This window comes from Archangium lansingense (genome assembly GCF_026626635.1).
Taxonomy (GTDB): Bacteria; Myxococcota; Myxococcia; order Myxococcales; family Myxococcaceae; genus Archangium; species Archangium lansingense.
On record NZ_JAPNKA010000001.1, the window covers coordinates 4393723 to 4416622 of the forward strand.

Here is a 22900-nt window from a genome sequence, read left to right on the forward strand (position 1 = left end):
CAGGTTCCTGGCGGCTTCGATTCTCGCCACCTCCACCCGGCGGGTGCCAGGCCTCACGGTGTGTCCTCACTCCGTGAGGGACGCGAACCAGTCCCAGGCCTGTGCATCCGCCGGGAAGGCATTCCACTGACGACAGGCGAGCACCTCGGCCGTGTCATCGGTCCTGAGGGCCACGCTGGGGTGCATTTTCTCCTCCGAACCCCATGGGTTGGGGAGTGCCGGCCTCGGCGGGCGGCCCGAACAGCGCATGGCGCAGCGCGAGCAGGTGGAACGCCAGATACCCCGACGAGACGTGCTCCACGTCCGGCCCCAGTGCCCGGTGCAACTCCGGCAGCCCATGGAACGCCACCGCGGGATAGGCGTGGTGCTCGGCGTGGTAGGGCATGTTCCACATCAGGAAGCGAACGAGCGCGTTCGAGCGGGTGGTGCGCGTGCGCTGGAGCTGGCTGCCCTCCATGGGGAGGGCCGTGTGTTCCGTCATCACGAACAACCCCAGCAGCACATGCGCGATGGGCCATGCGAGCAGCACGTGGCCGAACCCGGGGACGAACCTGGAGCCCCCGAGGAGCAGCGCGCACCAGAGCACGATGACCAGCCGGCTCTCCCACTGAATGCGCCGCCGCTGGTTGGCCCGGATGAATGGAAACACCTTCTGCCATTGAGCCGGCGTGAACAGCACCGCCGACGCCAGGGTGAACAGCGCCTTGCCCACCAACAGTGCCTGGCCCGACGCTCGCGCCAGGTAGTGCCCGAGGTTTCGAGGCCACCCCACGAGAAACCCTGGCGCGCCAGCGATCTCCGGATCGTGCTCCAGGGACTGCGTGGACCGGTGGTGTTGCCAGTGGAACTCCCGGAAGAAGCTGGGGGCCTGCAACATCAGGAACGCGCTCAGCCACACGAGCCCCTCGTTCAAGAGGCTCGAGCGAAACGCGGTGCGATGCCCCGTCTCGTGCAGCGAGGGGAAGAAGGTGACCAGGAACACACCACACAGGAGGACGGTGCCCATCCACGCGGGATGACCCCTGGCCGCCAGCCACGCCGTGGCCACCGCCGAGCCCAGGAACAGTGGCACCTGGACCGCTACACGTGCCCACGCTGGCGCGTCGCGGCGCGTCATCCACCGTTGCAGCTCCTGCTTCGAGACACGCGCGCTCTCACTCTGTTCCGCTTCCATCTCTGTGACGCTAGTCCAGTCAGAAGCCACGCATCCACCCACCGCCGGTGGTGATGGACCGGACGACTTCGCGGCGCTCACCCGGTTCTTGCGCTGACAGATGCCCTTGTGAGTCCCACGCGGGACCGGTAGTGGTCGTGCCGACACTCCTGGTGGGCTCACACTTCCATGGCGACCAAGAAGACGACCTCACGACGCGCCTCCCCGACGAAGAAAGCGCCTCCGCCGACGCCCGCCGGGCTCGCGACACAGTGGACGGAACTGGAGGCCCAGCTCCGGGAAGCGCTGGGCCCGCGGACCTCGGGACAGTACCCGACGGAGCTGGAGCCCCTGTCGATGACGTTCGAGCACACGCCCGACCTGGGCGCGCTGCTCCCCGATGACTACCAGCGCTTCGTCGACGAGCTGGGCTACCGCTGGGTGAACACGGGGAAGAAGGGCCTGGCCTTCCTCCCGCCGCGCTGGCGCATGGGGGCGTCGCAAGGCATGGGCGAGCCGGGCCGCCAGTGGACGACGGTGCGCGAGGAGCGCGAGGCGGGCCGCCACGACTACCGTTTCGTGATGTTCGCGTCGGAGGACCTCAACGACGTCAACGGCTATTGCTTCGGCAAGAGCGCCCAGGGGGATGCCCTGGTCGTCTGGTCCGTGGAGGACAGCCTGCCCACGCTCGAGCTGGGCCCTTTCACGGCATGGCTCGCCAAGAAGCTGGCGGCCCTGGGCAAGCAGGCCGCCACCGTGCGCAAGGTCCGCGATGACGCGCTGGGGGAGCCGCTCGGCCTGCTCATGGATTCGTACGGCGAGGCGGCGGCCCAGGCCCGCGAGCAGGGCGCGGCGGCCCTGCTGGCGGGCCATCCCCGGAACACGAAGCACCTCTTCCTCCACTCCGCGACGCTGCGGGTGCTGCCGGACCTGGTGGGTGAATTCACGGAGCTGGAGAGCCTGTCCGCGACCGGCGTGAAGCTGACACGCCTGTCCGGCGAGCTGGGACGGCTCACGAAGCTCAAGAACCTCAACCTCTCCAGGAACCCCGAGCTGACGTCGCTCCCCGCCGAGCTGGCCCACCTCCAGTCCCTGGAGTCACTCGCCCTGGACGGCACCGGGTTGAGCGAGCTTCCCGAGACGCTCCTCCAGCTTCCGAAGCTGCGGTACCTCGACCTCAAGGCCACCCCGCTCACCTCGCTGCCCGACTGGATCGGCCGCATGCCCGCCCTCAAGCAGCTGGTCCTGCGCCAGACCCGTGTTCGCACCGAGCAGATCGAGGCCCTGAAGCAGGCGCGCCCGGAGCTGAAGGTCGAGCTGTCGGACTGAACCCTGTCCGGACTCGGAGCCTCCGGCAAGATGACCCCACTCAGGGGGGTCGGCCGTCACCGTCCGGAAGAAGCTCAACGCAGGGCAAGGCCTCCCCGTGGGTGGTGCGAGGCAATGGCGCCGCCAGTGCTCCGGTAGTTAAGGTGTCGGCCTCTGCGCGGAGGAATCATGGCTCGACTTGATGGCAAGGTGGCACTCGTGGTGGGTGGAAGTAGCGGCATCGGCAAGGCGGCGGCCTTGACGCTCGCGCAGGCAGGAGCCCGGGTCGTCGTGGCCGCACGGCGCGTGACCGAGGGCTCGGCCGTGGTCGAGGAGATCCTCCGCCAGGGCGGCACGGCACGCTTCGTCGAGACCGATGTCACCCAAGCGCCGCAGGTGACCCGGGCCGTGGAGAGCACGGTGGCCGCATTTGGCCGGCTCGACTGCGCCGTCAACGTGCCAGGAACCACTGGCCAGCCCAGCACGATCGCCGACTGCACCGACGACAACTGGACCCAGGTGCTCCACCTCAACCTCACGGCCTTCTTCTGGTGCCTGCGCGCCGAGCTCCGGCAGATGAGGGCCCAGGGCGGAGGCGGCAGCATCGTCAACGTCTCCTCCGCCATCGGCAAGCGTGCGTTCCGCGGGCTGGGTCCATATGGGGCCACCAAGCGCGCGCTGGAGAGCCTCACCGAGACCGCCGCGCTCGAGGTCGCCTCCGAAGGCATCACCGTCAACGCGGTGGCCCCGGGTTCCATCGAGACGGAGGCCTTTCTCGGTTTCACCCAGGGCGACGCGGCCACCCAGCGGATGATGGCCGAGACCTACCACCCCATGGCCCGCATCGGGCAGCCCGATGAGGTGGCCCGTGCCATCCTCTATCTCTGCTCCGATGCCACCTTCACCACCGGCACCACCCTCACCGTGGACGGCGGCTGGGTCTTCCGCTCCTAAGAGCCCGGACCAGTGATTGTCAAAACGCTTGGGCTCCCTGTCTTGCTGCTCAGCAGACAGGAGCCAGGGCAGAGCAGAAGTTGAAAGCACCAGGCCTACGCGGGCACGTTCCAGGCGATGGGCAGGTGCTCGAAGCCGCGCAGCATGAAGTAGGGCCGGTGCACCGGGGCCTCGTCTATCCGCAGCCGCAGGCCGGGCAATCGCCGCAGCAACTGCTCAAAGGCGATCCGCCCTTCCAGCTTCGCCAGCGGGGCTCCGACGCAGAAGTGGATGCCCTTGCCGAACGCCAGGTGCTTCTTCGCATCCGTGCGGCGGATGTCGAAGCGATCCGGCTCGGCGAACTGCGTCTCGTCGCGGTTGCCGGATGCGTACAGGATGAACGCCCGCCCGCCCTTCGGGAGGGTGACCCCACTCAGCGGGGTGTCGGCCGTCACCGTCCGGAAGAAGCCGCGGATGGGGGACTCCACGCGCAGCATCTCCTCGAGGGCGTTGGGCAGAAGGCTGGGGTCCTCCCGCACGGCCTCCAATTGCTCCGGGGCATTCAACAGCAGCCACATGCCGTTGCCGATGAGGCCCGTCGTCGTCTCGTGGCCGGCGGCGAACAGGTCCATGGCGTTGCACACCGCTTCCTGCTCGCTCAAGGGCGCGGTTCCGCCCAACGACTGCGGCACGAGCAGTGTCAGCAGATCCTCGCGCGGGTGGCTCCGCCGCTCGTGGAGCTTCTCCCGGAAGTAGCGCTCCATCGCGATGAAGCCGTGCGCGCACTGGACCAGCTGCTCGATGGGCGCGGTCGCCGACATGAGCGCCGTCTTGTCATCGGACCAGCGCTTGAGTTGCTCCATATCGGAGCGCGGCACGCCGAGCAGGTCGCAGATGATGAAGCCCGGCAGCGCGTAGGCGAACTGTTGGATGAGGTCCGCCTTGCCGTCGCGGATGAATCCGTCGATGAGTGCGTCCGCCGTCGCTCGGATGGTGGGCTCCATCGCCGCGATGCGCTGGGCGCTCAAGGCTTTTCCAAACACAGCCCGGACGCGGGTGTGGTCCGGGAGGTCGCTCTGGACGAGTGAGAGAAATTGAGAGTACCCCTGCGCGAGAACGGCGCGCACCTCGGGGTGTGGTTCGGCCCTGGCATCGAGCGATCCCACCGAGGAGAAGTGCGCGGTGTCTCTCTCCACTTCGGAGATGTCCGCGTAACGGGTGACGACCCACAGATCGAACGTGGGACTGTAGAAGACGGGCCGTTCCCGCCGCAGCCGCTCATAGAGCGGATAGGGATTGGCGAGCTGGTCGGGAGCCATCGGGTTGAAGTGGGCGGAGACGTCATCCATGACAGGGACCTTGTGGGCGGGGATTCACGGGCGATGGTATCGCGCTCCAGTCCCAATGGCTGGACCAGGAGCGGTCTAGGACGTGTGGCTGTCCATCAGCTCCGCCAGCGCGATCGCATGGAGCTGGCTCAACAGCCAGGCGAACTCGCGCTCCCGGTCGCGTGTCGCGTCGTCTGGGCGCGCATGACGGCGGCGGCTCGCACCATGCGCGACGGCGGCCGTGGCGGCGCGCAGGGCGGCGTCCAGCTTCCGGATGTCGTGCCCTCGGTGCCCGTGCTTTGGGGGGTGCCACCTGGAGGGCGAGAGCCCAGGACCTTTCCCTTTGGAGAGGTGGTCTGTCTTCTCTGACTTCCGTCGTGAAGCGATTCACATGAAACCTGTGACCTGCTTCACAGCGGCCAACAGGTGTTTCGAGTACCTTGAGGACACTTGTCGCCGGACGCAGCAGCCCGGTGCGCAGGCCAGCAACCCAGGAATCCCGAGAGGGGTGGCCAGGCAAGATGCCCCCGCCCCGACCCCTTCCCCGAGGGAGGGGGTCCATCACCAGTGAAGGGAGGAGGGCTCCACTCGAGTCCTTCTCCCTTCCGGCTTTTCAAGGGTCCAGGAACACGAGAGGCCCCCGCCCCTGGGGCGAGGCTGCACGTGTTCGACCCCGGTACCCCATTGGAGCGCCCTACTTGTTCTCGGTCCCGACGCGCTGGCCGCCCTGACGGGCCGTTCCCCAGCCGCCGCGGCGGAAGATCATCACTTTACCCCTGCTCGCACTGCCGCTGAGCATGCCAGGGATGGTGGCTTGGAGCGCCTTGCCGCCGGGCGGGTGGTAGATGACGCGCACCTTGCGACCCGAGGGCAGGTTGTCGCTCGCGTCGATGAGCAGGAAGACGGTGTTGTCCTCGATGTGGATGCGGTCGGAGTCGCGCCGGTGGTCGAGCTCGGCCATCAGCTCGCCCGCCTCGATGGTGGCGACCCCGTCCGAGAGCCGCCGCACCTTCACGCGCAGGTAATTGTCCGAGCTCGCGCCGGACATGTCGCGCGTCCCCTGGATGATGATGGCCAGGTCCGCGCCGTTCTCGGGAGCCTTGTCGGAGATCTTCAGACCTGACTTGGGGTTGGCGTCCGTGTCGAGCAGCACGGTCGTGTTGGCGCAGCGCATGCCGCACTCCTGGCCGAAGGGGGGCTTCTGGAAGCGCAGCCGCAGCGCGAAGTCGCCGCCCTGGGGGCCCACCGTCGCGTCCACCACCACGGGGCGCTCCTCGTCCAGTGAAGGGGTATGGCGGAATGTGGCCCGATCCTTGGCCATGGCGCTTGTGGCGAGCAGGGTGAGGGCCAGGGGGAGCAGCGGTCGCTTCAAGAGGAGGCCTCCTCGGCTGGGGGAAGGGGCCATATTCAAATGCGAAGCGCTGTTCCTCCTCAAGAGCGGGCTCCCTGTCTCGTGTGCAGCGCATAGAGTGGGGGGCTGGAGGATGCCGATGGACTCTCTGTACGTGCGCCAGTTGAAGCTCGGGCCGATGGACAACTTCGTGTACCTGGTGGGTCCGAAGGACTCGGCGGAGGTGCTGGTGGTGGACCCGGCATGGGACGTGCCCGCCATCGAGAAGGCCCTCGTGGAGGACGGCAAGCGCCTGGTGGGTGCCTTCGTCTCGCACTGCCACGGCGACCACACCAATGGGCTGCCGGACCTGCTCTCGCGCCACGATGTGCCGGTGTACGCCCAGCGCGCCGAGGTGGACTTCTCGGCGGACCTGCGTGAGCTGGCGGGTGGGGCGCTGCGTCCGCTCGGGCCAGGGGATGCCCTCACGGTGGGAGGGCGGGGCTTCCAAGCGCTGCACACCCCGGGGCATACACCGGGCTCTCACTGCCTGCTGGCTCAGGACGCGTTGGTGTCGGGTGACACCGTCTTCATCAACGGCTGCGGGCGGTGCGACCTGCGCGGGGGAGACCCGGATGCCATGTACCGCTCGCTGTCGCAGGTGCTGCTCAAGGTGCCGGACAGCACCCGGCTCTTCCCCGGGCACGACTACGCGGACGTACCGGTGGCGGCCATGAGTGACGTGCGCCAGCACAACCCGTACTTCGCCTTCCCGGACGTGGCCTCCTTCGTGGCCTACCGGATGCGCCCGAGGCGCTGAGCCTCTAGCGGCGGCCGGAGGTCAGCGAGTAGCCGAGGCCCTCGGGGCGAGCGGCGCGCAAGGACCAGCGGGCGAAGAGCCCGAGCAGCACGAGCGAGACGAGCGACCAGAGTGAGGCCCAGGCCCAGGAGGGCACGGGGGTGAGGTCGGCCAGCAGGGAGGCGTCGCTGACGGAACGGGTGGCGCCATTCCACAGGTCCGAGCGCAGCTCGAACGCGGCGTAGAGGGCGGTGAAGGCAGCGAGGAAGAGGTTGAGCATGTCCACGCCCCCATCCGGGAGGTACTTCGCCGCGAGCCCCAGCACGAGCGCGGTGCCCATGCAGAAGGCCAGGGTGAAGCCGTCGCCCGCATAGAGGACGCCCATCACCGCGAGGCCCAGGCACGCGGCGACGAGCACGAGGCGGCGCAGCCGGAAGCGGAAGGTGGCCAGCAGCAGGAAGGCCCCGGCGAGCGCGCTGCCCACGTAGCCGGCCGAGTAGACAGCCACCTGCGCCATCATTCCGGTGGGCAGATGGGCCAGACACGCACCGGACTCATTAGCAGCCAGGGTGATGCGGTCCACCGCACCTCCGGCGAGCAGGGTGGCGAGCGCGTGTCCACTCTCGTGCACCATCACCACCAACAGCTTGAGGGGCCACACAGCGGGTGAATCCCAGAAGTACCAGCCCACGCCTAGGAGCACGAGGAGAAGGGCCACCCGGCCAAAGTCCAATTTGGAGCCGCTCGAGGTCTGCATGCGGGGCTTGGAACACGCATTCCCTCGGATTCTTCCAAGCCGCATCCCCTGCTTCCAAGGCCGACTGGAGGGCGAGCAGGCCATACTCCCTCTCCCTCTGGGAGCGGGTTGGGGTGAGGGTATGACCCCCTGCGTCACTCACGGTTGTCCAAGAGGATCGCCTGCGGGCAGAAGACGCGGTAGGGAAGGGGCACGATGAAGAAGACGCTCCTGCTCCTTTCTCTCGTGGCTGCCCCGGCTTTGGCTGGGGAGGGGAAGTGGACCCCCCAACAGGTCCTCGAACTCGATCCGGCGTGGCTGAAGGCTCAGGGTCTCCAGGTGCCGCCCGAGCGGCTGTGGGATCCGAAGCGGGGTACGGGCCTGCTGGCGGGCGCGGTGAACGTGGGGGGCTGTACGGGCGCTTTCATCTCCGAGACGGGCCTGGTCATCACCAACCACCACTGTGTCTTCTCCGTCATCCAGGAGCACAGCACGCCGCAGCGCGATCTCATCACCCAGGGCTTCCTGGCGAAGAACCGCGAGGAGGAGCTGCCGGGCAAGGGCTCGCGCATCCAGGTGCCGCGCAGCTTCACGGACGTGACGAAGGAGATGTTCGCGGTGGTGCCCGCGGGGGCGGACGATCTCACGCGCCAGAAGGCGCTGGAGCGCAAGGAGAAGGAGCTGGTGGCCGAGTGCGAGAAGCGTCCGGCCACGCGCTGCCGGGTGGCCGGCTTCGACGGCGGGGTGCAGTTCGTGCTGATCGACTCGGTGGAGCTGACGGACGTGCGGCTGGTGTACGCGCCGCCGCGCGCGGTGGGCGAGTACGGCGGCGAGGAGGACAACTGGATGTGGCCGCGCCACACCGGTGACTTCTCCATCATCCGTGCCTACTCGGCGCCGGACGGCTCGTCGGCGAAGTACAGCCCGCAGAACGTGCCGTACAAGGCGGAGTTCTTCTTCCCGCTGGCCACCGAGGGCGTGAAGCCAGACGACTTCGTGATGGTGTTGGGCTACCCCGGCACCACCTTCCGTGCGCTGCTGGCCGACGACATGGCCGAGCGCCAGGCGCGCTACTACCCGCGCGTCGTGGACGTGTACGGAGAGCTCATCCGCATCCTCGAGGAGGAGGGCGAGAAGGACGCGGCGGGGAAGATCGCCGTGGCCTCGGGCCTGAAGGGCCTGCACAACCGCTACAAGAACGCGGGCGGGCAGCTCGCGGGGCTCAAGCGCGGCCGCATCGTGGAGAAGCAGCGCGAGGCCGAGGCGGCGGTGGCGGCCTGGGCGGAGACGCGCAAGGAGTATGCGGGGGCGCTGAAGGCCCGCACGGAGCTGCTGTCGCTGCAGGCGGAGAAGGCGAAGACGTTCGAGCGCGAGTTCCTGCTCGACATGCTGAAGATGGGGGCGAAGGGCCCGTCGCTGGCGGTGACGCTGGCGCGGCTGGCGCAGGAGCGGGCGAAGCCGGACCTCGAGCGCAGGCCCGAGTACATGGAGCGCGAGCTGCCGCGGCTGAAGGACAGGCTGGAGCGCGAGCAGAAGAACTTCTTCGCGCCGGCGGACAAGCGGATGTTCCTCGCGCTGGTGCGGCGGGCGCAGTCGCTCGGCGAGGGCGAGCGCATCGCGGCGATCGACAAGCACTTTGGCCGGAAGTACGTGGAGAAGCAGGTGTCCGCGAAGCTCAACGCCCTGTACGCCCGCTCGAAGGTGATGGACCTGGCGGAGCGGCTGAAGATGGCCGGCGAGACGGAGGCGCAGCTTCGGGCGCGGAAGGATCCGCTGCTGGACTTGGGCCTCGACCTGGCGGCGGAGGTGGTGGCGCTGGACGAGCTGCGGGACCGGCGTGCCGGCGCGAACGTGCGGCTGATGCCCGAGTGGCGTCGGGCGGTGATGGCGCATGCGGGCAAGCCGGTGGCGCCGGATGCCAACAGCACCCTGCGGGTGACGTTCGCGAAGGTGAAGGGCTATGCGCCGCGGGACGGGGCCTTCTACACGCCGCAGACGACGCTGTCGGGCGTGATGGAGAAGCACACGGGCCAGGAGCCCTTCGACGTGCCGGGCAAGGTGGCCGCGGCCGCTGAGGCCAAGAAGTACGGGCCGTGGGTGGACGAGCGGTTGAAGGACGTGCCGGTGAACTTCCTGGCGGATGCGGACACCACGGGCGGCAACTCGGGCAGCCCCACGGTGAACGGCAAGGGCCAGCTGGTGGGCGTCAACTTCGACCGCGTGTGGGAGAACGTGGCGAATGACTTCGGCTACAACCCGGACGTGGCGCGCAACGTGAACGTGGACGTGCGCTACGTGCTGTGGTTGCTGGATCAGGTCGAGGACGCCGACGGGCTGCTGCGCGAGCTGGGCGTTCGCAAGGCTGCCTCGGCCCAGGAGAGCCGCTGATGACGGACGGCGCCGGGAGTGGACTGCCGCCAATGCCGGTCTTCGGACCGGAGGAGAAGGTGTGCGGCAACTGCAAGCTGTGGGCGGCGCACTCGGTGGATCACCGGGGCTGGGTGGGCGTCTGCCGGTTGCAGGCGGAGCGGGGGCTGTTCCCGCCCTCGGCGCCTCTGTGCAACAAGTTCCTGCCCCGGGGCGTGGCCGCGAAGGCGGCCGAGGACACGGCGCGGCGTGAGCGGTCGGCACGCAGCGTGGCGCCAGTGGTCCGGCGGCGGGAGCGGGATCCAAACGAAGTGGTGGACCTGGAAGGCCTGGAGCTGAACATGACGCGCGCGGAGTTGATGGAGCTGATCCGGGAGGCGGTGGGCGAGGGCGGTGAGGCGCCGCCCCTGGCCAACAAGTGGGAGGGCGGCACCATCAAGCTGGTGCCCGGCAAGACGGATGTGCAGGGCAAGGACCTGCCCATCGACGCCTTCTTCCACAAGGTCGTGATGGTGCGAGACAAGTTGCGGGTGATGGAGCAGAAGCTCAACGCACACCCGAAGCTGTCGGATGCGGAGAAGGTGGAGATGCAGAGCTACATCACCCGCATCTACGGCTCTCTGACGAGCTTCAACCTGCTGTTCCGCGACAAGGACGACCACTTCGTGGGCTCCAAGACGGAGGACTGAGCCACTTCCCCTCTCCCTCTGGGAGAGGGACGGGGTGAGGGTGCCACGGGCCCCGGTTTCGGACCACGCGGCCCCCTCACTTCACAGCGACAGCCTCACGGCTGTTGGTCGCGCTCCTCCAACTCAGCGAGGGCGCGCTGCCGACCCCGGTGCAGGGCGCTCTTCACGGTGCCCTCGGGGATGTGAAGCATGGCGGCGATCTCCGGGTAGCTGTAGCCGCGCATCTCCCGCAGCCACAGCACCTGGCGCTGCTGCTCACTCACCTTTTCCAGGGCCTCCTCGAAGTGACGCTGCATCTCGGTGCCCACAGCATGGGCTTCGGGTGAGGCCGGTGCTTCTGGCTCGTGCTGCAACCGCTCGCGGCGCTTACGGGCCCGCAACCAGTTGATGCTGCTGTTCACCATCACACGATGCAGCCACGTGGAGCACGACGAGCGGCCGTCGAAGCCGCTGGGGCGTTGGGCCAGCCGGGTGAAGACGTCCTGCACAACATCCTCCGCTTCGTCCGCATCGCCCACGATACGGCGTGCGATGGCCAGTGCTCGTGTTCGGTACTGGCGGTACAGCTCGGCGAAGGGTGGAACGGCGATGACCGCGGCATCCATGATGTATGCCTCCTGAACACCCTCATCGGGTGTCTGGAGGTTGGAACGAATGGGCCGCGAAAAGGATCTAAAGGGTTGGGAAAGCCGGAGTGGACCTACTCCGTCTCCTCTTCCTGGCGGGTGAGGCCCCACTCCTTGAGCCGTTTGAACAAGGTGGAGCGGGCCACGCCCAGCTCGCGGGCCACGCGCTCGCGGTTGTTGTTGCAGCGGCGCAAGGCGGCCTCGACGATCTGCCGCTCCAGCTTGAGGAGCATCTGCTCCAGCGTCATGCCCGGGGGCAGCTCGGGCACCGACACGCCCGTCTCGCGGTTCACCTCCTGGTCGAAGGTGAGGTCGGTGGTCTCGATGTTGGTGCCCTTGCGCAGCAGCAAGGCGCGGTGCACCACGTTGCGCAGCTCGCGAATGTTGCCCGGCCAACTGTGCTGCTGGAGCCGCTCCATGGCGGTGGGGGTGAGGCGCACCGTCTGGCCCCGGGGCGAGTACATGCGCAGGAAGTGCTCGGCCAGGCCGAGGATGTCGCTGCGGCGGCTGCGCAGGGGCGGCAGGTGCAGGGGTACCACGCACAGGCGGTAGTACAGGTCCTCGCGGAAGCGGCCGTCACGAGCCGCCGCCAGCAGGTCCCGGTTGGTGGCGGCCACCACGCGCACGTCCACATGGGTGGGGCGGCTGGCGCCCACGCGTTTGATTTCCCCGCTCTCCAGCGCGCGCAGCAGCTTGGCCTGGAGGTCCACGGGCAGCTCGCCGATCTCATCGAGGAAGAGGGTGCCGCCGTCGGCCTCCTCGAAGGCGCCCTTGCGAGCGTTGGCGGCACCGGTGAACGAGCCCTTCTCGTGGCCGAACAGCTCGCTCTCGATGAGCTCCTTGGAGATGGCGGCGCAGTTGACGGGGATGAAGGGCTTGTCGGCGCGCTGGGAGCACTCGTGGAGGGCTCGGGCCACCAACTCCTTGCCGGTGCCGGACTCGCCGAGGATGGCCACCGCGGCGGAGGAGGGGGCCACGCGCTCGATGAGCTCGACGAGCTGCTTCACGGACGGATCGCTGCCGATGATGCCGTGGAAGGACAGCTCCTTGCGGGCCGGGGTGACGGGCTCGAGGATGAGGTCCGTCTGGCCCAGGCGCAGCGTGGTGGGCAGGCCCACCTGCACCTCGAACACGCGCACCGGGCCGATGAAGGTGCCGTTGGTGGAGTTGGTGTCCAGCACGTGGAAGTGGCCATCGCGCCGGGTCACCTTGAGGTGGCGGCCGGAGATGAACGAGTCCTGGATGACGAGGTCGCAGGACGGGTCCTTGCCCACGGTGAAGCTGTCGCCGCTGAACTTCTGGACGGTCTCGTCGTTGCCCTGCTTGATGCGCACCTGGGCGGGCTGCCAGCGCGAGGCCGACTCACGGGGTTGCAGCTCCGTGCGGTTGCCGACCTCGGTGGCGACGTCAGTCTGACTGCTGCCGTGGAGGCGGAACACGGCGCGCCACTGGCCGAGCACGATGTCCGCGCCGTCCGCGAGCTCACCCTTGCTCGTGGAGGCGCCAGCCACCTGGGTACCCTTACCGGAGAGGTCCTCCAGGGTGCAGCGTTGGCCGTCGAAGACGAGGGCCACCTGTTGGCGGCTCACCTCGGGGTCGGGAATGACGACGTCACTCTTCTCGCCGCGACCGAGCACCATGCGCTCGCGTCCCAGCCCCACCCGCAACACCTCCTCGCCCCGACGAAAGAACACCAGCTCCGGCATCGAGCCCTCCCTATGAAGTCAGAGGCTCTCCTAACCCGTGGCGTGTCTGTCACGCAACCACCAGAGATGATTTTCAGGGTAGGGTTGATTTTGCCAACCACGTACGTAACCATTCCAGTTCGTCATGCGAGAGGGCATTCTCGCATCTGGAGCGATAGGTTTGGTCACAGCCAGTGCTGGCCCTGCAAGGATGTCTGTATGCAGAGCAATGGAAAATGGCCGGATACATTCGACGGTAAGCCTTGCCGATGAAGTGGACTGAAGATTCGGTGCGTCGCTCCCGGGAGGTTGCACGGGCCATGGAGCAACTGCTCGTGACGACCTTCGAGGAGTCCTTCGAGACGCTCGAACCCAGGTTCAAGGCTCTGGAACGGCACCTGCTGCGCTCGGTGGTGAAGACGGAATCCGAGCGAAGGGAAGTCCGGCGGCGCATTGCCGAGGCGCTCTTCACCGAGTCCTTCGGGCGCAATTGCCCATGGCCCATCTTTGGTCGCACCCTGCGGCGCATCCAGCGGCTGGGCTACACGGACGTCGAGCGCCGTTACCACGTCGCGTCTCTCTACGTGCAGTGGTGCCAGGAGCACCCGAAACACGATGCTCGCAAGGCTCGGAGCTTGTTGGATGAGGCCGAGCGACGCATCCGCAGCCTGCCCCGCGGAAGTACGCGTCGCGAGGAGTTGCTGGCACGTCTCTCGGAGCTCCGGACCCGGACCGGGGTGCGGTCCGGGTCAACCAGAGCAGGGGACTAACGCATCTGCGGCTGCTGGCGCGCGGGGCCGAAGTTGGGACGGTTGAAGAAGCCGCCCAGGTGCGCCACGCGGTACTTCGGGTCGGTCTTGTCCGTGGGGAGAATGGTCAGACCCGCGCCAATCAGGCCCAGGCGCTTCACGAACTCCGGCTCGGCCTTCAGCTTGAAGTCCATGTCCGGCTGGCTCACGTCCAGCCGCTGGCCCAGCTTCACTGTGCCCGAGCCCAAGACCTCCAGGTCCTCGCTCTTGGCCTGCAGGGCCTCCACGGTGCCCAGACCCTTCTCGATCTTGATGCGCGCGTCGATGTCACCCAGCGCGATCTTCGGCAGGTCCATGGGGGTGGGCTGGCCGTACATGGGCACGGTGACGTTGCCGCCCTGGATGAGCAGCCCCTTGGTGTCCAGCGCGAGCTGGCCGTTGGCCTGGCTCAGGTCCGGCTGTCCCCGCGTCTTGGGCAGCGTGAGGTTGAGCGATCCGTTCAGCTTGCCCGTCAGGTCCATCCCGCTGAAGCCCTTGAGGTTGCCCCCCGAGGGATCCAGGTCCGACAGCTTCACCGCCACCTGCACGTCGCTCAGTCCACCCACGTTGCCGCTCAGGCTTCCGCCCAGCAGCTCCGCGTGGAAGGAGACTCCCAGCGGCAGCAGCGAGGGACGCACCGCCACCGAGTCCACGTTGAGTGGCTCGCCGAGCTCATCGGGGCCCGGCAGCATGGCCGTGTTGCTGGCCAGCATGCTGTGCAACTCAGGCGTCATCCCGTTGGGCACCTTGCTGATGCGCACGTTGGTGGCCGTCAGCCCGCGCAGCCCCGGCCGCAGCGAGCCGATGCGCAGCGCGTAACCCCCGTCCGCCGCCGCGTCCACGGCGCGCCGCCGCAGCGTGTCGTACGGGAACGTGAGGAACAGGCACAGGATGAGGGCCACGAGCGAGAACGCACCGTAGCCAAGGGCGAGCTTCCAGCGGGCGATCTTGGTCTCAGCAGCCATGGTCATTGCTTCATCTTGTAGGTGGCGACGGTCGTCCACGCCGTCAGGGTGTCCGTGGAGTCACGCGGCTCGAGGCGCAGGCTCTTCACCTTCACCACGCCCGGTCCGCGCTCCACCGACGACAGGAAGTCATGCAGCTTGCGCAGATCCACGTCGGTGAAGGTCAGCTCCACCGAGCTCTCGACGATCTTCCCGTCATCCCCGATGCCCATGTCATTCTTGGGCGTCATGTTGGGCACGGTCAGCCCCGCCTGGGTGGCCTTCTCTTCGATGTAGGTCATCAGCCGCACGTCGCTGCCAGTGAGCTGCTGCTCCACGCCCTGCCGCTCCACGGTGGCCTCGCGGTAGCTGGCCGCCAGCGACTGCACCTCGCGCAGCTTGGCCAGCTTCTGGTCCGTGCGCTTGCGGTAGCCGTCCGCGGAGCTGGAGAACGAGAAGATGATGACGAACAGGATGAATGCCATCAGCGCGCCGCCGGTGGCCAGCACCATGCGGCGCTCCCGGCTGCTCAGCCGCTCGAACCAGGTCCGGGCGTCGTTGAGGAGTCCTCGAATCTTTTCCATGTCCTAGCCCTCCCCGCCCTTGGGTTGATCGGGGCACTGCACCTGGATGTCCAGGCGGAAGCTCACCTTGTTGCCATCCTTCGTCTTCTCCACCTTGCCCTGCTTCACTTCCTTGAAGCAGTGGTGGCCCTTGAGCGCGCTGGCGATGGTGTCGACCTGCTTGGTGCTGTCCGTCAGGCCGCGCACGCTGATGCGCTCGAGGTCAATGTCGATGCGGTCGAACGTCACCGGCATGTCCGCTGGAACCCGCTGCGTCATCTCCGCCAGCAGGTTGACGGCCGACAGCTTCGGCAGCGCCGCGGCCGGGCTCTCCACGCCCTTGAGCTTGTTGAGCGCGATGTCGTAGTTCTTCTCGCACGAGCCGAGGATGCGCTGGGTGACGTCGCACAGCACGGCGTCCACCTGGGCCTCACGGCGCGCCAGCACCGAGTTGCGCACCACTCCGCTGGCAATCAGCAGCAGCAACAGGGTGACGGCGAACGAGGCCAGCAGCCCCATCTTGTCCTTCACGTAATCGTAGTCGCCCTTGAAGGCGAACTCGCCGCGGCGCAGGTTGAAGCGCGGCGCCTTGGCGCCCGAGGCCTGGCCGCGCAGCGCGAGCGAGTACGCCTGCATCACCGCTGGCTGCTCCCCAGCGGGCACCACGGCTGACGCCTCCTGGGGCAGCGCCAGTACGCGCACGGGCACTCCCAGGTCCTTGCTCAGCTGCTCGGCGAGGCCCGGCATCCGCGCGGTGCCGCCGCACAGCATCACGGCTCCCACCTGCCGGCGGGTGCGCGCGGTGAAGGCCTTGAAGGACGGGCGCAGCTCGCGCAGCACCGGCTGCAGGCCGCGCACGAAGGCCGCCGCCGCCCGCTCGCCATCCGGCCCCTGGGCCGTGGCCGCGCTCGCCAGTGCTCCGTGCTGCTCCTTCCAGTGATGCGCCTCCGGCTGCGGCGTCTGGAACTCGGTGGCCAGCGCGCGGCTGAGGTTCTGCCCGCCACCCGCGAAGGTACGCGCGAACTCCACGCCCCCTCCGGGCCGGCCAATGGCCAGCGTCGTGCGTTCGTGGCCGAGGTCCACGATGGCCACCGCCTCCGCGTCCGTGCCCTCGAAGAGGCCCGGCTGCTGCAGCAGCAGGTTCTGGTAGGTGATGCCCGGGTGCGTCACGATGCGCGGGTCCACTCCCGCCTCGTTCAGCACCTGCAGCAGCGTGGCCAGCTCCTCGCGGCGCACCACGCCCACCAGCAGCTCGCTGCCCTTGTCCTTCACCTGCGAGGCCACCTGGTAGTCGAAGACAGCGTCGCTCAGGTCAAACGGAAGCTGGCTCTCCACCTCGAAGGGGATGGTGGCTTCAATGCGCTTGGGATCGCTGAAGGGCAGGGCGAGCTGGTGCGTCACCAGGGAGGGGCCGGGCAGCGCCACCACCACCTGATCCGGGTTGCGCAGCTCCGGGCGCGCCAGCAGCTCGCGCAGTGCCGCGCGCAGCGTCTCCTGACGGTCTCCCTCGCCACGGCGCACCTCGACCCAGGCCTTCACGACCGGGTTGCGGGTATTCGCGTCGAGCAGCAGCCCCTTCACCGAGTGGCTGCCCAGGTCCAGACCTAGAATCCGGGCCATTCGTTATTCCTCTCTCCAATACAGGAGCTTGCCGAGCCCGTCGTCGAGCCGGACCACGGCGGTGATCGTCTTCTGAACCGATCCCGCCTCTCCCACGGATTTGATGCTGAAAGTATTGCTCTTGTCGCCCAGCAGGCGGTTGCCGGCCACGTTGTTCTTGAGCTGGGGGTTGACCGCGATGCCCGCGGCCTCGATGGCGGTCACGAAGTCCGCCACGCCCATGCCGAAGAAGCTGAAGGCCCGCGCCGCGCGGATGCGGGAAATGAGCTCCTGGACGAAGACCGGATCCCTCAACCGGGGGTCCGGCCGCGCGGGGTCCGCCGCCGACAGGATGGCCATGTACATCATCATCGGGTCATCCGTGTTGACGTTGGGCTTGGAATTCATGTCCGGGTACACCGTGAGCCGGTCCCGGAAGGCGGCCATGAAGCGGTCGTTCACCCCGTGCACCCGGTACAGCTCGTCCATGCTGTCGAAGCGCGCGTTCTTCGACTCATAGCGCGGGTCGAACCGGCTGTAGGGACCGTTCTCATCGGAGAAGCCGGCGGCGAACGGGCTGACGGCGTTGTTGGGGTCGAACCCGGACTGCGTCTTGTCCTCGTCCACCCAGTCCTTGATGGCAATGACGACGTCCTGCGGATTGACGCGCACGCCGTTGGCGTCCTCGCGCGAGAACAGGAACTCGAAGCGCTTGTCCCCGAGCAGGTCCATCAGCCGCATCGCGGTGGGGAGCGCATCGCCCGTACCCGCGTTGAGGCGGTGCAGGTTGAGCTTCTCCTCCTCGTCCTGGATGGTGGCCAGGAAGCAGCCGGAGAATCCACCAAAGGAGCGCTTCGCCGGCCCCAGGGACAGCTCGGGAGACGCCTCGCCGTCGTCCTCGCTGAGCGGGGGAGGGGGCGGAGCATCGTTGTCCTCCTCGCCCTCAGCGCCGCCACCGGCGACCAGGCCCTTGAGCATGTGGCAGTCCACACGCGCCAGCTTCCACAGCTGGATGTTGAGCGAGGAGGCCGGCTGCTGCCCGCCCGCGGCCGCGCCACCGCCGCCGGTGAGCTGCGAGAGCAGCCCTCCGATGTTGGGGATGGGCGTCTGGTCCACCTGCTTCTGGAAGCGCAGCAGCAGGCGCGAGAGCGCCACACCGGAGCGGGCCATGTACATGGCCTGCACCTCGTCGCGCTGGTTGGCCGCCAGCTGGAGGTCCACGCGGGTGTTGTAGGCGAACTCCGTGGCCACGACGGTGAGGAGCGTGATGGCCACCACCGCGATGATGAGCGCCACGCCGCGCTGGCGGCGGTTACCCCTGGCATCGCGGCGGGCGCCTGCCGGCCGGGCCTCTGTGTGCTTGGGGCTCTTCATCTCAGTACCTCGGAAGCTCCGTGTTGAGCATCACGCGCGTCTGGGTGGTGTAGCGCACTTCCTTGCCGTTCTCGTCGAGCGCCACCAGGGTGATACGAACACGCGTGGGCAGCTTGGATTTCAGCTCCGTGCGGCGCGTGTCCCACTGCTCCTCCCACTCCTTTCGCTCGGAGTCCCAGTAGGCGAACTCCAGCTTCTTCACTCCCTCGAAGAGCACATCCGTGGTTCCGCCTCGGTCCATCCGGCCTTCAACATTCGGATTCACCCGGCGCATCAGGTCCATCCGACCGTTGGCCCCTCGTTCCGAGGACGTCTGGACGGAGTACTCCACGATTGCCTGGTCGGACTCCTTGGCGTCCGTGTACAGACGCTGGTGCGCGAAGGTGGTGATCGTCAGCTGATCCTCTTCGCCGATGAAGTTGGTGGGCCGGTCGTTCTGGTCGCGGTAGCGCTGCGCGTCGTAGCGGTCGCTCACGTAGGCGGAGCCGATCTCCCGCGCCATGCGGTTCATGGCCGCGCGCAGCATGCGGTAGTGGTCGGCTTCCTCCTCCACCACTTCCTTGGCGTGGAAGCCCGTCTGAAAGGCCATGCCCACCATTGCGCCCATGAGCGCGGTGATGGCCACGGCGATCATGATCTCCATCAACGTGAAGCCACGACGCACGGAGCGCTTCATCGCTTCCCCCCGAGGAGGTTGCCGAGCGGATTGCGACCTGGCACCACGCCGCCGGAGCCACCTCCGCGCTGCTGTATCCAGTCCGAGCGCCGCATCAGCGGCTGTCCGGTCTGCGGGTGCATCATCTGCCCGTTGGGACCGGGCACGCCCTGCACGACGAAGCCGGTGGCGGGGTCCACCCACTGGCTGTTCATCTGATCGTTGTTGCCCTGGTTGGGCGTGAAGGAGCTGCCGCCGTTGCGGTCCGAGCCAGGGCCCAGGGACACCACATGGGTGACCAGGTCCAGGCTCTCCACCTGCGAGCCATCCTTCCAGTAGACGGTGAGGTGCACCTCGCGGACCGTCTGGGTGATCTGCTGCACCATCTGCGTGAACATGGGCTGGGCCATGCCCATCGCCGCACCCGCCATGGGATTGCTGGTGGTCTGCGAGGGACCGCCCTTGCCGTCCTTGCCGTCGCCACCTGCTCCGGCGCCGAACATGGAGGCCAGGCCGCTCATGTCTCCACCCTCGCCGATGGGCAGGTTGAAGATGGCGCCGATGAGCTGCTCGGGAGACACGCCGTCCGTCTTCGGAGCGATGATCTTCGCCCGCCACTTGAAGTTGTCCCAGCCCTCCTGGGAGAAGTCGCCGGTCTCCTCGTCGTCGTCGTTGGAGAAGCCCTCGTCGTAGAGCTTCTGCTCAAGGTCCGTCATCTTCGAGCGGGCCAGGAGCGTGGCCACGGTGAGCTTCTTGGCGTACGCGTGGTTGGACACCGCGCCGGAGTTGATGTCGAAGATGGCCATGAGCGCGAGCGCCAGAATGGCGAGCGCCACCACCGTCTCCAACAGGGTGAAGCCACGGGTGCGTCTCATGACTTGGGCACCTCCAGCGCCTCGCCAGCGATCTCCACCTTACCCGTCAGCGGCGACACGACGAGCGTCCAGACATTGTCACCCTGGCGCACGTAGACCTGGGCCTTCTCGGTGAAGCCCTGGGGGAAGAAGTAGAGGTAGGCCACGCCCTTCTCGGCTGGCTCTCGCTGATGGCGCGTCCATACCGAGACGGTGACACCCGCGGGCAGCTCGCGGGGACGGACCTCCTCGGCGGTGTACTCGGAGAAGCGCGCGGCGTTCTCCACGCGGCCCTCCTCCTGGGCGAGGATCTCATCCAGGCCGGGCAGATCATCGCTGCCCCGGGTGAAGTTGCGGCGTGTATCGCTCCGCGTCTGGCCGCGCTTCGCGTCCTCGCGGGCCCGGCTCTCCTCTTTCAGCATGTCCTCGCGGTCGCGCGAGGTGGTGACGTTGCCCGCGGCGCACTCGGCGCGGTAGCGCGTGGTGCCTTCCTCGTTCTTCGGGTCGGGCAGATCGAAGACGATGCGGCACGTCTTCCCGCTGAGCGCGGCGGTGTCGTAGAGGGAGCGGATGACGCCGGCCAGCTCGGCGGCGGACGCCCTGGCCTTGGCACCGGTGATGGCGCCGAGGGAGATGGTGACGGCGGCGAACAGCACCGCGGCGATGCCCAGCGCGATGGACACCTCGATGAGCGTCAGCCCGCGCTCCTGGGTCCTGCGCCGCGCGATGCTCCCTCGGCTGTGCCCGGTCATTGAGCTCCCCCCTGCGCCGCCTCCTGCTGCTGGGGCGTCCCGAGAATGGCGTTGTTCAGCACTCCGCCGCTGATGAGGTCCGAGGCGTCGCCGGTGCCGCCAGGCAGCCCGTCCGAGCCATAGGACATGATGTAGCCCTTGCCCTGGTCCGACATCCGGTACTGGTAGGTGCGTCCCCAGGGATCATTGGGGACCTCTTTGATGAGCCCCACCTGGAGGAGCGGATAGAAGTTCTCCGCCTGGGAGGGGAAGCGCCCGGTGATGCGGTGGTAGGACTTGAAGTAGCCCTCCAGCCCGCGGATCTCCGCGCGCGCCTGCCGCTGCAGGGGGCTGAGCGACCTGTCGAAGGTGAGGCTGGCGATGGCGAAGGCACCCGCCGTGGCCAGGAGGATGACGGCGCCGACGAGGAGCCGCCCCACGCGGGACGGACGCGCCGCCTCTTCGGACTGCTGTTGCGTGGGAGCGTGCTCGAGAGTCATGGTTCCGTTTCCTTGCTATTTCTTTGCCGTGTCGCGCGAGGAGATGTCCGCGTCGGGACCCTCGCCGCCCTGCGTGCCGTCGGCACCGTAGGACATGAGGACGGGCTTGCCACCCTCGTTCATGTACACGTACTCGTTGCCCCAGGGATCCGTGGGGACCTTCTCCAGGTTCTGCGTGTCCACCAGCGACTTCAGGCCGGTGCCGGTGTCGGGGTACTTGCCCTTCTTCGTGTAGTAGAGCTTCAGGGCGTTGTGGATGTTGGCGATGTCCAGCCGGGCCGTGTCCTGCTTGGCCTCGTCCAGCTTGGGAATCACCGCCACGCCCACCGCGGCCATGATGAGACCCAGGATGGTGATCACCACCATGATCTCGATGAGGGTCATGCCGCGGCGGCGGCGCTGCTGCTTCGTCTTCTTGTCGCTCATGGTCATTCCTCTCGTGACTTTTCGGCAAGCCACCGGGCCGTTATCGGGTCGTCTCTGTCAAAATGTCCTGGGCCGCAGGCGGGGTGCCTGCCGTGCCCGCCTTGGAGTCGGAGGCGTAAAGCGCCAGCCCCACGGTGAGCAGCGCCGCCGTCAGGGCGAGCAGCGCCGCGAGGGTGACTCGCTGGATCCACCGGTCGAGCGTGTTGTTCATCGCGAAGCCTCCGTTACCGGATGGCCGAGTTCACCTGCAGAATCGGCATCAGGACCGAGAAGGCGACGAATGCAATGATTACGCCCATGAACACGGTGAGGATGGGCTCGAGCATGGAGGTGAGGGCGCCGATACGCACGTTCACCTGGTTCTCGTAGCTGTCCGCCACCGAGAGCAGCATGTCCTCCAACTGTCCGGAGCGCTCTCCAATTGCGATCATGTGGTAGACGAGCGGGGGGAACTCGCCTGAGCGCTTGATGGGCGTGGCGATGCTCTCGCCCTCGCGGATGGCGTCCCGGGCCTTCTCCACTACGTCGGCCAGGATGGAGTTGGTGATGACCGCCCGGGTGATGTCCATGGCGGTGAGCAACGGCACGCCGCTCTTGAGGAGGGTGGCGAGCGTCCGGGCGAAGCGCGAGATGGCCAGCAGGCGCAGGAGGCTGCCGAAGATGGGCGCCTTGAGGGCGAAGCGGTCCCACACGGGCTTGCCCTTCGGGCTGCGGAAGTAGGTGGTCGCCGAGAAGGCGATGATCGCGATGAGCGGGAAGATGATGAACCACCAGTCCCGCAGGAAGTTGCTGCCCCAGATGAGGATGCGGGTGGTGATGGGCAGGGTGGCCTTCATCGTGGTGAAGATCTTCGTGACCTTCGGGATGACCACCACCATCAGCATGGTGAGGATGCCCACGCCCACCACCATCATGATGGCGGGGTAGGTCATCGTGCCGATGATCTTCTGCTGCAGCTTGGACTGGCTCTCGGTGAAATCGGCCAGGCGCAGCAGCACGGCATCCAGCGCGCCCGAGTGCTCGCCGGCGCGAATCATGTTCACGTAGAGCGAGCCGAAGACCTTCTGGTGCACCGCGAGCGCGTCCGCCAGGGCGGCACCCTCGTTCACCCGGCCCTTCACGTCCGAGAGGATGATCTTGAGCCGCTCCTTCTCGACCTGGTCCACCAGGGCGGAGAGCGACTCCACCAGCGTCACGCCGGCGCCCAGCAGGGTGGCGAGCTGGCGCGTGGTGATGGCGATGTCGTCGGTGGTGATGCGGCCGCGGGCCATCTTGCCGAAGTTGACCTCGCGGTCCGACTGGGCGGCGTTGGCTCCCTTGCGCACGGCGGCACGGCCGCCCTCGGCCTGACCGAGGACCTCCGTGAGGAACTTGCCGTCCTTGCGCAGCTGCGAGCGCAGGGTTTTGGGCGAGTCCGCCTCCAGCATTCCACGGATGGGTTTTCCGGCCTGATCAAGGGCCTTGTACTCGAAGACTGGCATGGTAGGTCGCGGAGTAAAACCGCGCCCCGAG

General features: G+C 67.6%; 23 protein-coding genes. 6 read left to right on the forward strand and 17 right to left on the reverse strand.

Going from position 1 to position 22900, the window contains the following annotated elements; translation table 11 throughout:
* Window positions 1–154 precede the first annotated feature (154 nt).
* Entirely contained in the window at window positions 155–1174 is a 1020-nt protein-coding gene (locus OV287_RS17985; protein WP_267535260.1) for a fatty acid desaturase, read from the reverse strand.
* Window positions 1175–1342: 168 nt separating this feature from the next.
* Between OV287_RS17985 and OV287_RS17990 the strand changes: the two genes are divergently transcribed.
* A complete protein-coding gene (locus OV287_RS17990) occupies window positions 1343–2482 on the forward strand; it encodes a leucine-rich repeat domain-containing protein (RefSeq protein WP_267535261.1) in 1140 nt (379 codons plus the stop codon).
* Between the two features lie 168 nt (window positions 2483–2650).
* On the forward strand, window positions 2651–3415 hold the full coding sequence (locus OV287_RS17995; RefSeq protein ID WP_267535262.1) for an SDR family NAD(P)-dependent oxidoreductase: 765 nt from the start codon (window positions 2651–2653) through the stop codon (window positions 3413–3415).
* A 95-nt stretch (window positions 3416–3510) separates the two neighbouring features.
* Here OV287_RS17995 and OV287_RS18000 read toward each other — a convergent pair whose 3' ends face one another.
* Window positions 3511–4743: a cytochrome P450 gene (locus OV287_RS18000; protein ID WP_267535263.1), complete on the reverse strand. Its 1233-nt coding sequence runs from the start codon at window positions 4741–4743 to the stop codon at window positions 3511–3513.
* Between the two features lie 673 nt (window positions 4744–5416).
* Window positions 5417–6094 (reverse strand): hypothetical protein, encoded by a 678-nt coding sequence (locus tag OV287_RS18005; RefSeq protein ID WP_267535264.1) that lies wholly within the window; start codon window positions 6092–6094, stop codon window positions 5417–5419.
* A 118-nt stretch (window positions 6095–6212) separates the two neighbouring features.
* Here OV287_RS18005 and OV287_RS18010 point away from each other — a divergent pair, with 118 nt between their 5' ends.
* Complete coding sequence (locus OV287_RS18010) at window positions 6213–6872, forward strand: MBL fold metallo-hydrolase (protein WP_267535265.1); 660 nt, start codon at window positions 6213–6215, stop codon at window positions 6870–6872.
* Between the two features lie 4 nt (window positions 6873–6876).
* On the opposite strand, the gene OV287_RS18015 is transcribed toward OV287_RS18010, so the two are convergent.
* A complete protein-coding gene (locus tag OV287_RS18015) occupies window positions 6877–7608 on the reverse strand; it encodes a M50 family metallopeptidase (RefSeq protein ID WP_267535266.1) in 732 nt (243 codons plus the stop codon).
* A gap of 195 nt (window positions 7609–7803) precedes the next feature.
* Here OV287_RS18015 and OV287_RS18020 point away from each other — a divergent pair, with 195 nt between their 5' ends.
* Both OV287_RS18020 and OV287_RS18025 read left to right on the forward strand, forming a co-directional pair.
* A complete protein-coding gene (locus OV287_RS18020) occupies window positions 7804–9975 on the forward strand; it encodes a S46 family peptidase (RefSeq protein ID WP_267535267.1) in 2172 nt (723 codons plus the stop codon).
* A complete protein-coding gene (locus tag OV287_RS18025) occupies window positions 9975–10643 on the forward strand; it encodes a DUF8685 domain-containing protein (protein ID WP_267535268.1) in 669 nt (222 codons plus the stop codon). The genes OV287_RS18020 and OV287_RS18025 overlap by 1 nt, the downstream gene beginning before the upstream one ends.
* Before the next feature lie 95 nt (window positions 10644–10738).
* Here the strand turns inward: OV287_RS18025 and OV287_RS18030 are convergent, their stop codons facing one another.
* Window positions 10739–11248 (reverse strand): RNA polymerase sigma factor, encoded by a 510-nt coding sequence (locus OV287_RS18030; protein ID WP_267535269.1) that lies wholly within the window; start codon window positions 11246–11248, stop codon window positions 10739–10741.
* Between the two features lie 95 nt (window positions 11249–11343).
* On the reverse strand, window positions 11344–12975 hold the full coding sequence (locus OV287_RS18035) for a sigma 54-interacting transcriptional regulator (protein WP_267535270.1): 1632 nt from the start codon (window positions 12973–12975) through the stop codon (window positions 11344–11346).
* Between the two features lie 299 nt (window positions 12976–13274).
* Between OV287_RS18035 and OV287_RS18040 the strand changes: the two genes are divergently transcribed.
* Window positions 13275–13724, forward strand: coding sequence for a hypothetical protein (locus OV287_RS18040; protein WP_267535271.1), 450 nt, complete (start codon window positions 13275–13277; stop codon window positions 13722–13724).
* Here OV287_RS18040 and gspN read toward each other — a convergent pair.
* The 11 genes from gspN to gspF are packed head-to-tail and all read right to left on the reverse strand — an operon-like array spanning window position 13721 to window position 22869.
* Window positions 13721–14707: a type II secretion system protein GspN gene (gene gspN / locus OV287_RS18045; RefSeq protein ID WP_267535272.1), complete on the reverse strand. Its 987-nt coding sequence runs from the start codon at window positions 14705–14707 to the stop codon at window positions 13721–13723. The two genes, OV287_RS18040 and gspN, sit on opposite strands and share 4 nt — an antisense overlap.
* Before the next feature lie 2 nt (window positions 14708–14709).
* On the reverse strand, window positions 14710–15270 hold the full coding sequence (locus OV287_RS18050; RefSeq protein ID WP_267535273.1) for a type II secretion system protein M: 561 nt from the start codon (window positions 15268–15270) through the stop codon (window positions 14710–14712).
* A gap of 3 nt (window positions 15271–15273) precedes the next feature.
* On the reverse strand, window positions 15274–16869 hold the full coding sequence (locus OV287_RS18055) for a type II secretion system protein GspL (protein ID WP_267535274.1): 1596 nt from the start codon (window positions 16867–16869) through the stop codon (window positions 15274–15276).
* Window positions 16870–16872: 3 nt separating this feature from the next.
* Window positions 16873–18222, reverse strand: coding sequence for a type II secretion system minor pseudopilin (locus OV287_RS18060; RefSeq protein ID WP_267535275.1), 1350 nt, complete (start codon window positions 18220–18222; stop codon window positions 16873–16875).
* Between the two features lies 1 nt (window position 18223).
* Window positions 18224–18898 (reverse strand): type II secretion system protein GspJ, encoded by a 675-nt coding sequence (locus OV287_RS18065; RefSeq protein WP_267535276.1) that lies wholly within the window; start codon window positions 18896–18898, stop codon window positions 18224–18226.
* Entirely contained in the window at window positions 18895–19752 is an 858-nt protein-coding gene (locus tag OV287_RS18070) for a prepilin-type N-terminal cleavage/methylation domain-containing protein (protein ID WP_267535277.1), read from the reverse strand. The genes OV287_RS18065 and OV287_RS18070 overlap by 4 nt, the downstream gene beginning before the upstream one ends.
* Complete coding sequence (locus tag OV287_RS18075; RefSeq protein ID WP_267535278.1) at window positions 19749–20483, reverse strand: pilus assembly FimT family protein; 735 nt, start codon at window positions 20481–20483, stop codon at window positions 19749–19751. Before OV287_RS18075 ends, OV287_RS18070 begins: the two co-directional genes overlap by 4 nt.
* Window positions 20480–20962, reverse strand: a complete 483-nt coding sequence (locus tag OV287_RS18080) for a type II secretion system protein GspG (RefSeq protein WP_267535279.1) — start codon at window positions 20960–20962, stop codon at window positions 20480–20482. The genes OV287_RS18075 and OV287_RS18080 overlap by 4 nt, the downstream gene beginning before the upstream one ends.
* Before the next feature lie 15 nt (window positions 20963–20977).
* Window positions 20978–21394, reverse strand: a complete 417-nt coding sequence (gene gspG / locus OV287_RS18085; RefSeq protein ID WP_267535280.1) for a type II secretion system major pseudopilin GspG — start codon at window positions 21392–21394, stop codon at window positions 20978–20980.
* Between the two features lie 34 nt (window positions 21395–21428).
* Window positions 21429–21599 (reverse strand): hypothetical protein, encoded by a 171-nt coding sequence (locus OV287_RS18090; protein ID WP_267535281.1) that lies wholly within the window; start codon window positions 21597–21599, stop codon window positions 21429–21431.
* 13 nt (window positions 21600–21612) lie between these two features.
* Window positions 21613–22869 carry a type II secretion system inner membrane protein GspF gene (gene gspF, locus OV287_RS18095; protein ID WP_267535282.1) on the reverse strand — a complete coding sequence of 419 codons (1257 nt, stop codon included), beginning with the start codon at window positions 22867–22869 and terminating at the stop codon, window positions 21613–21615.
* Window positions 22870–22900 lie beyond the last annotated feature (31 nt).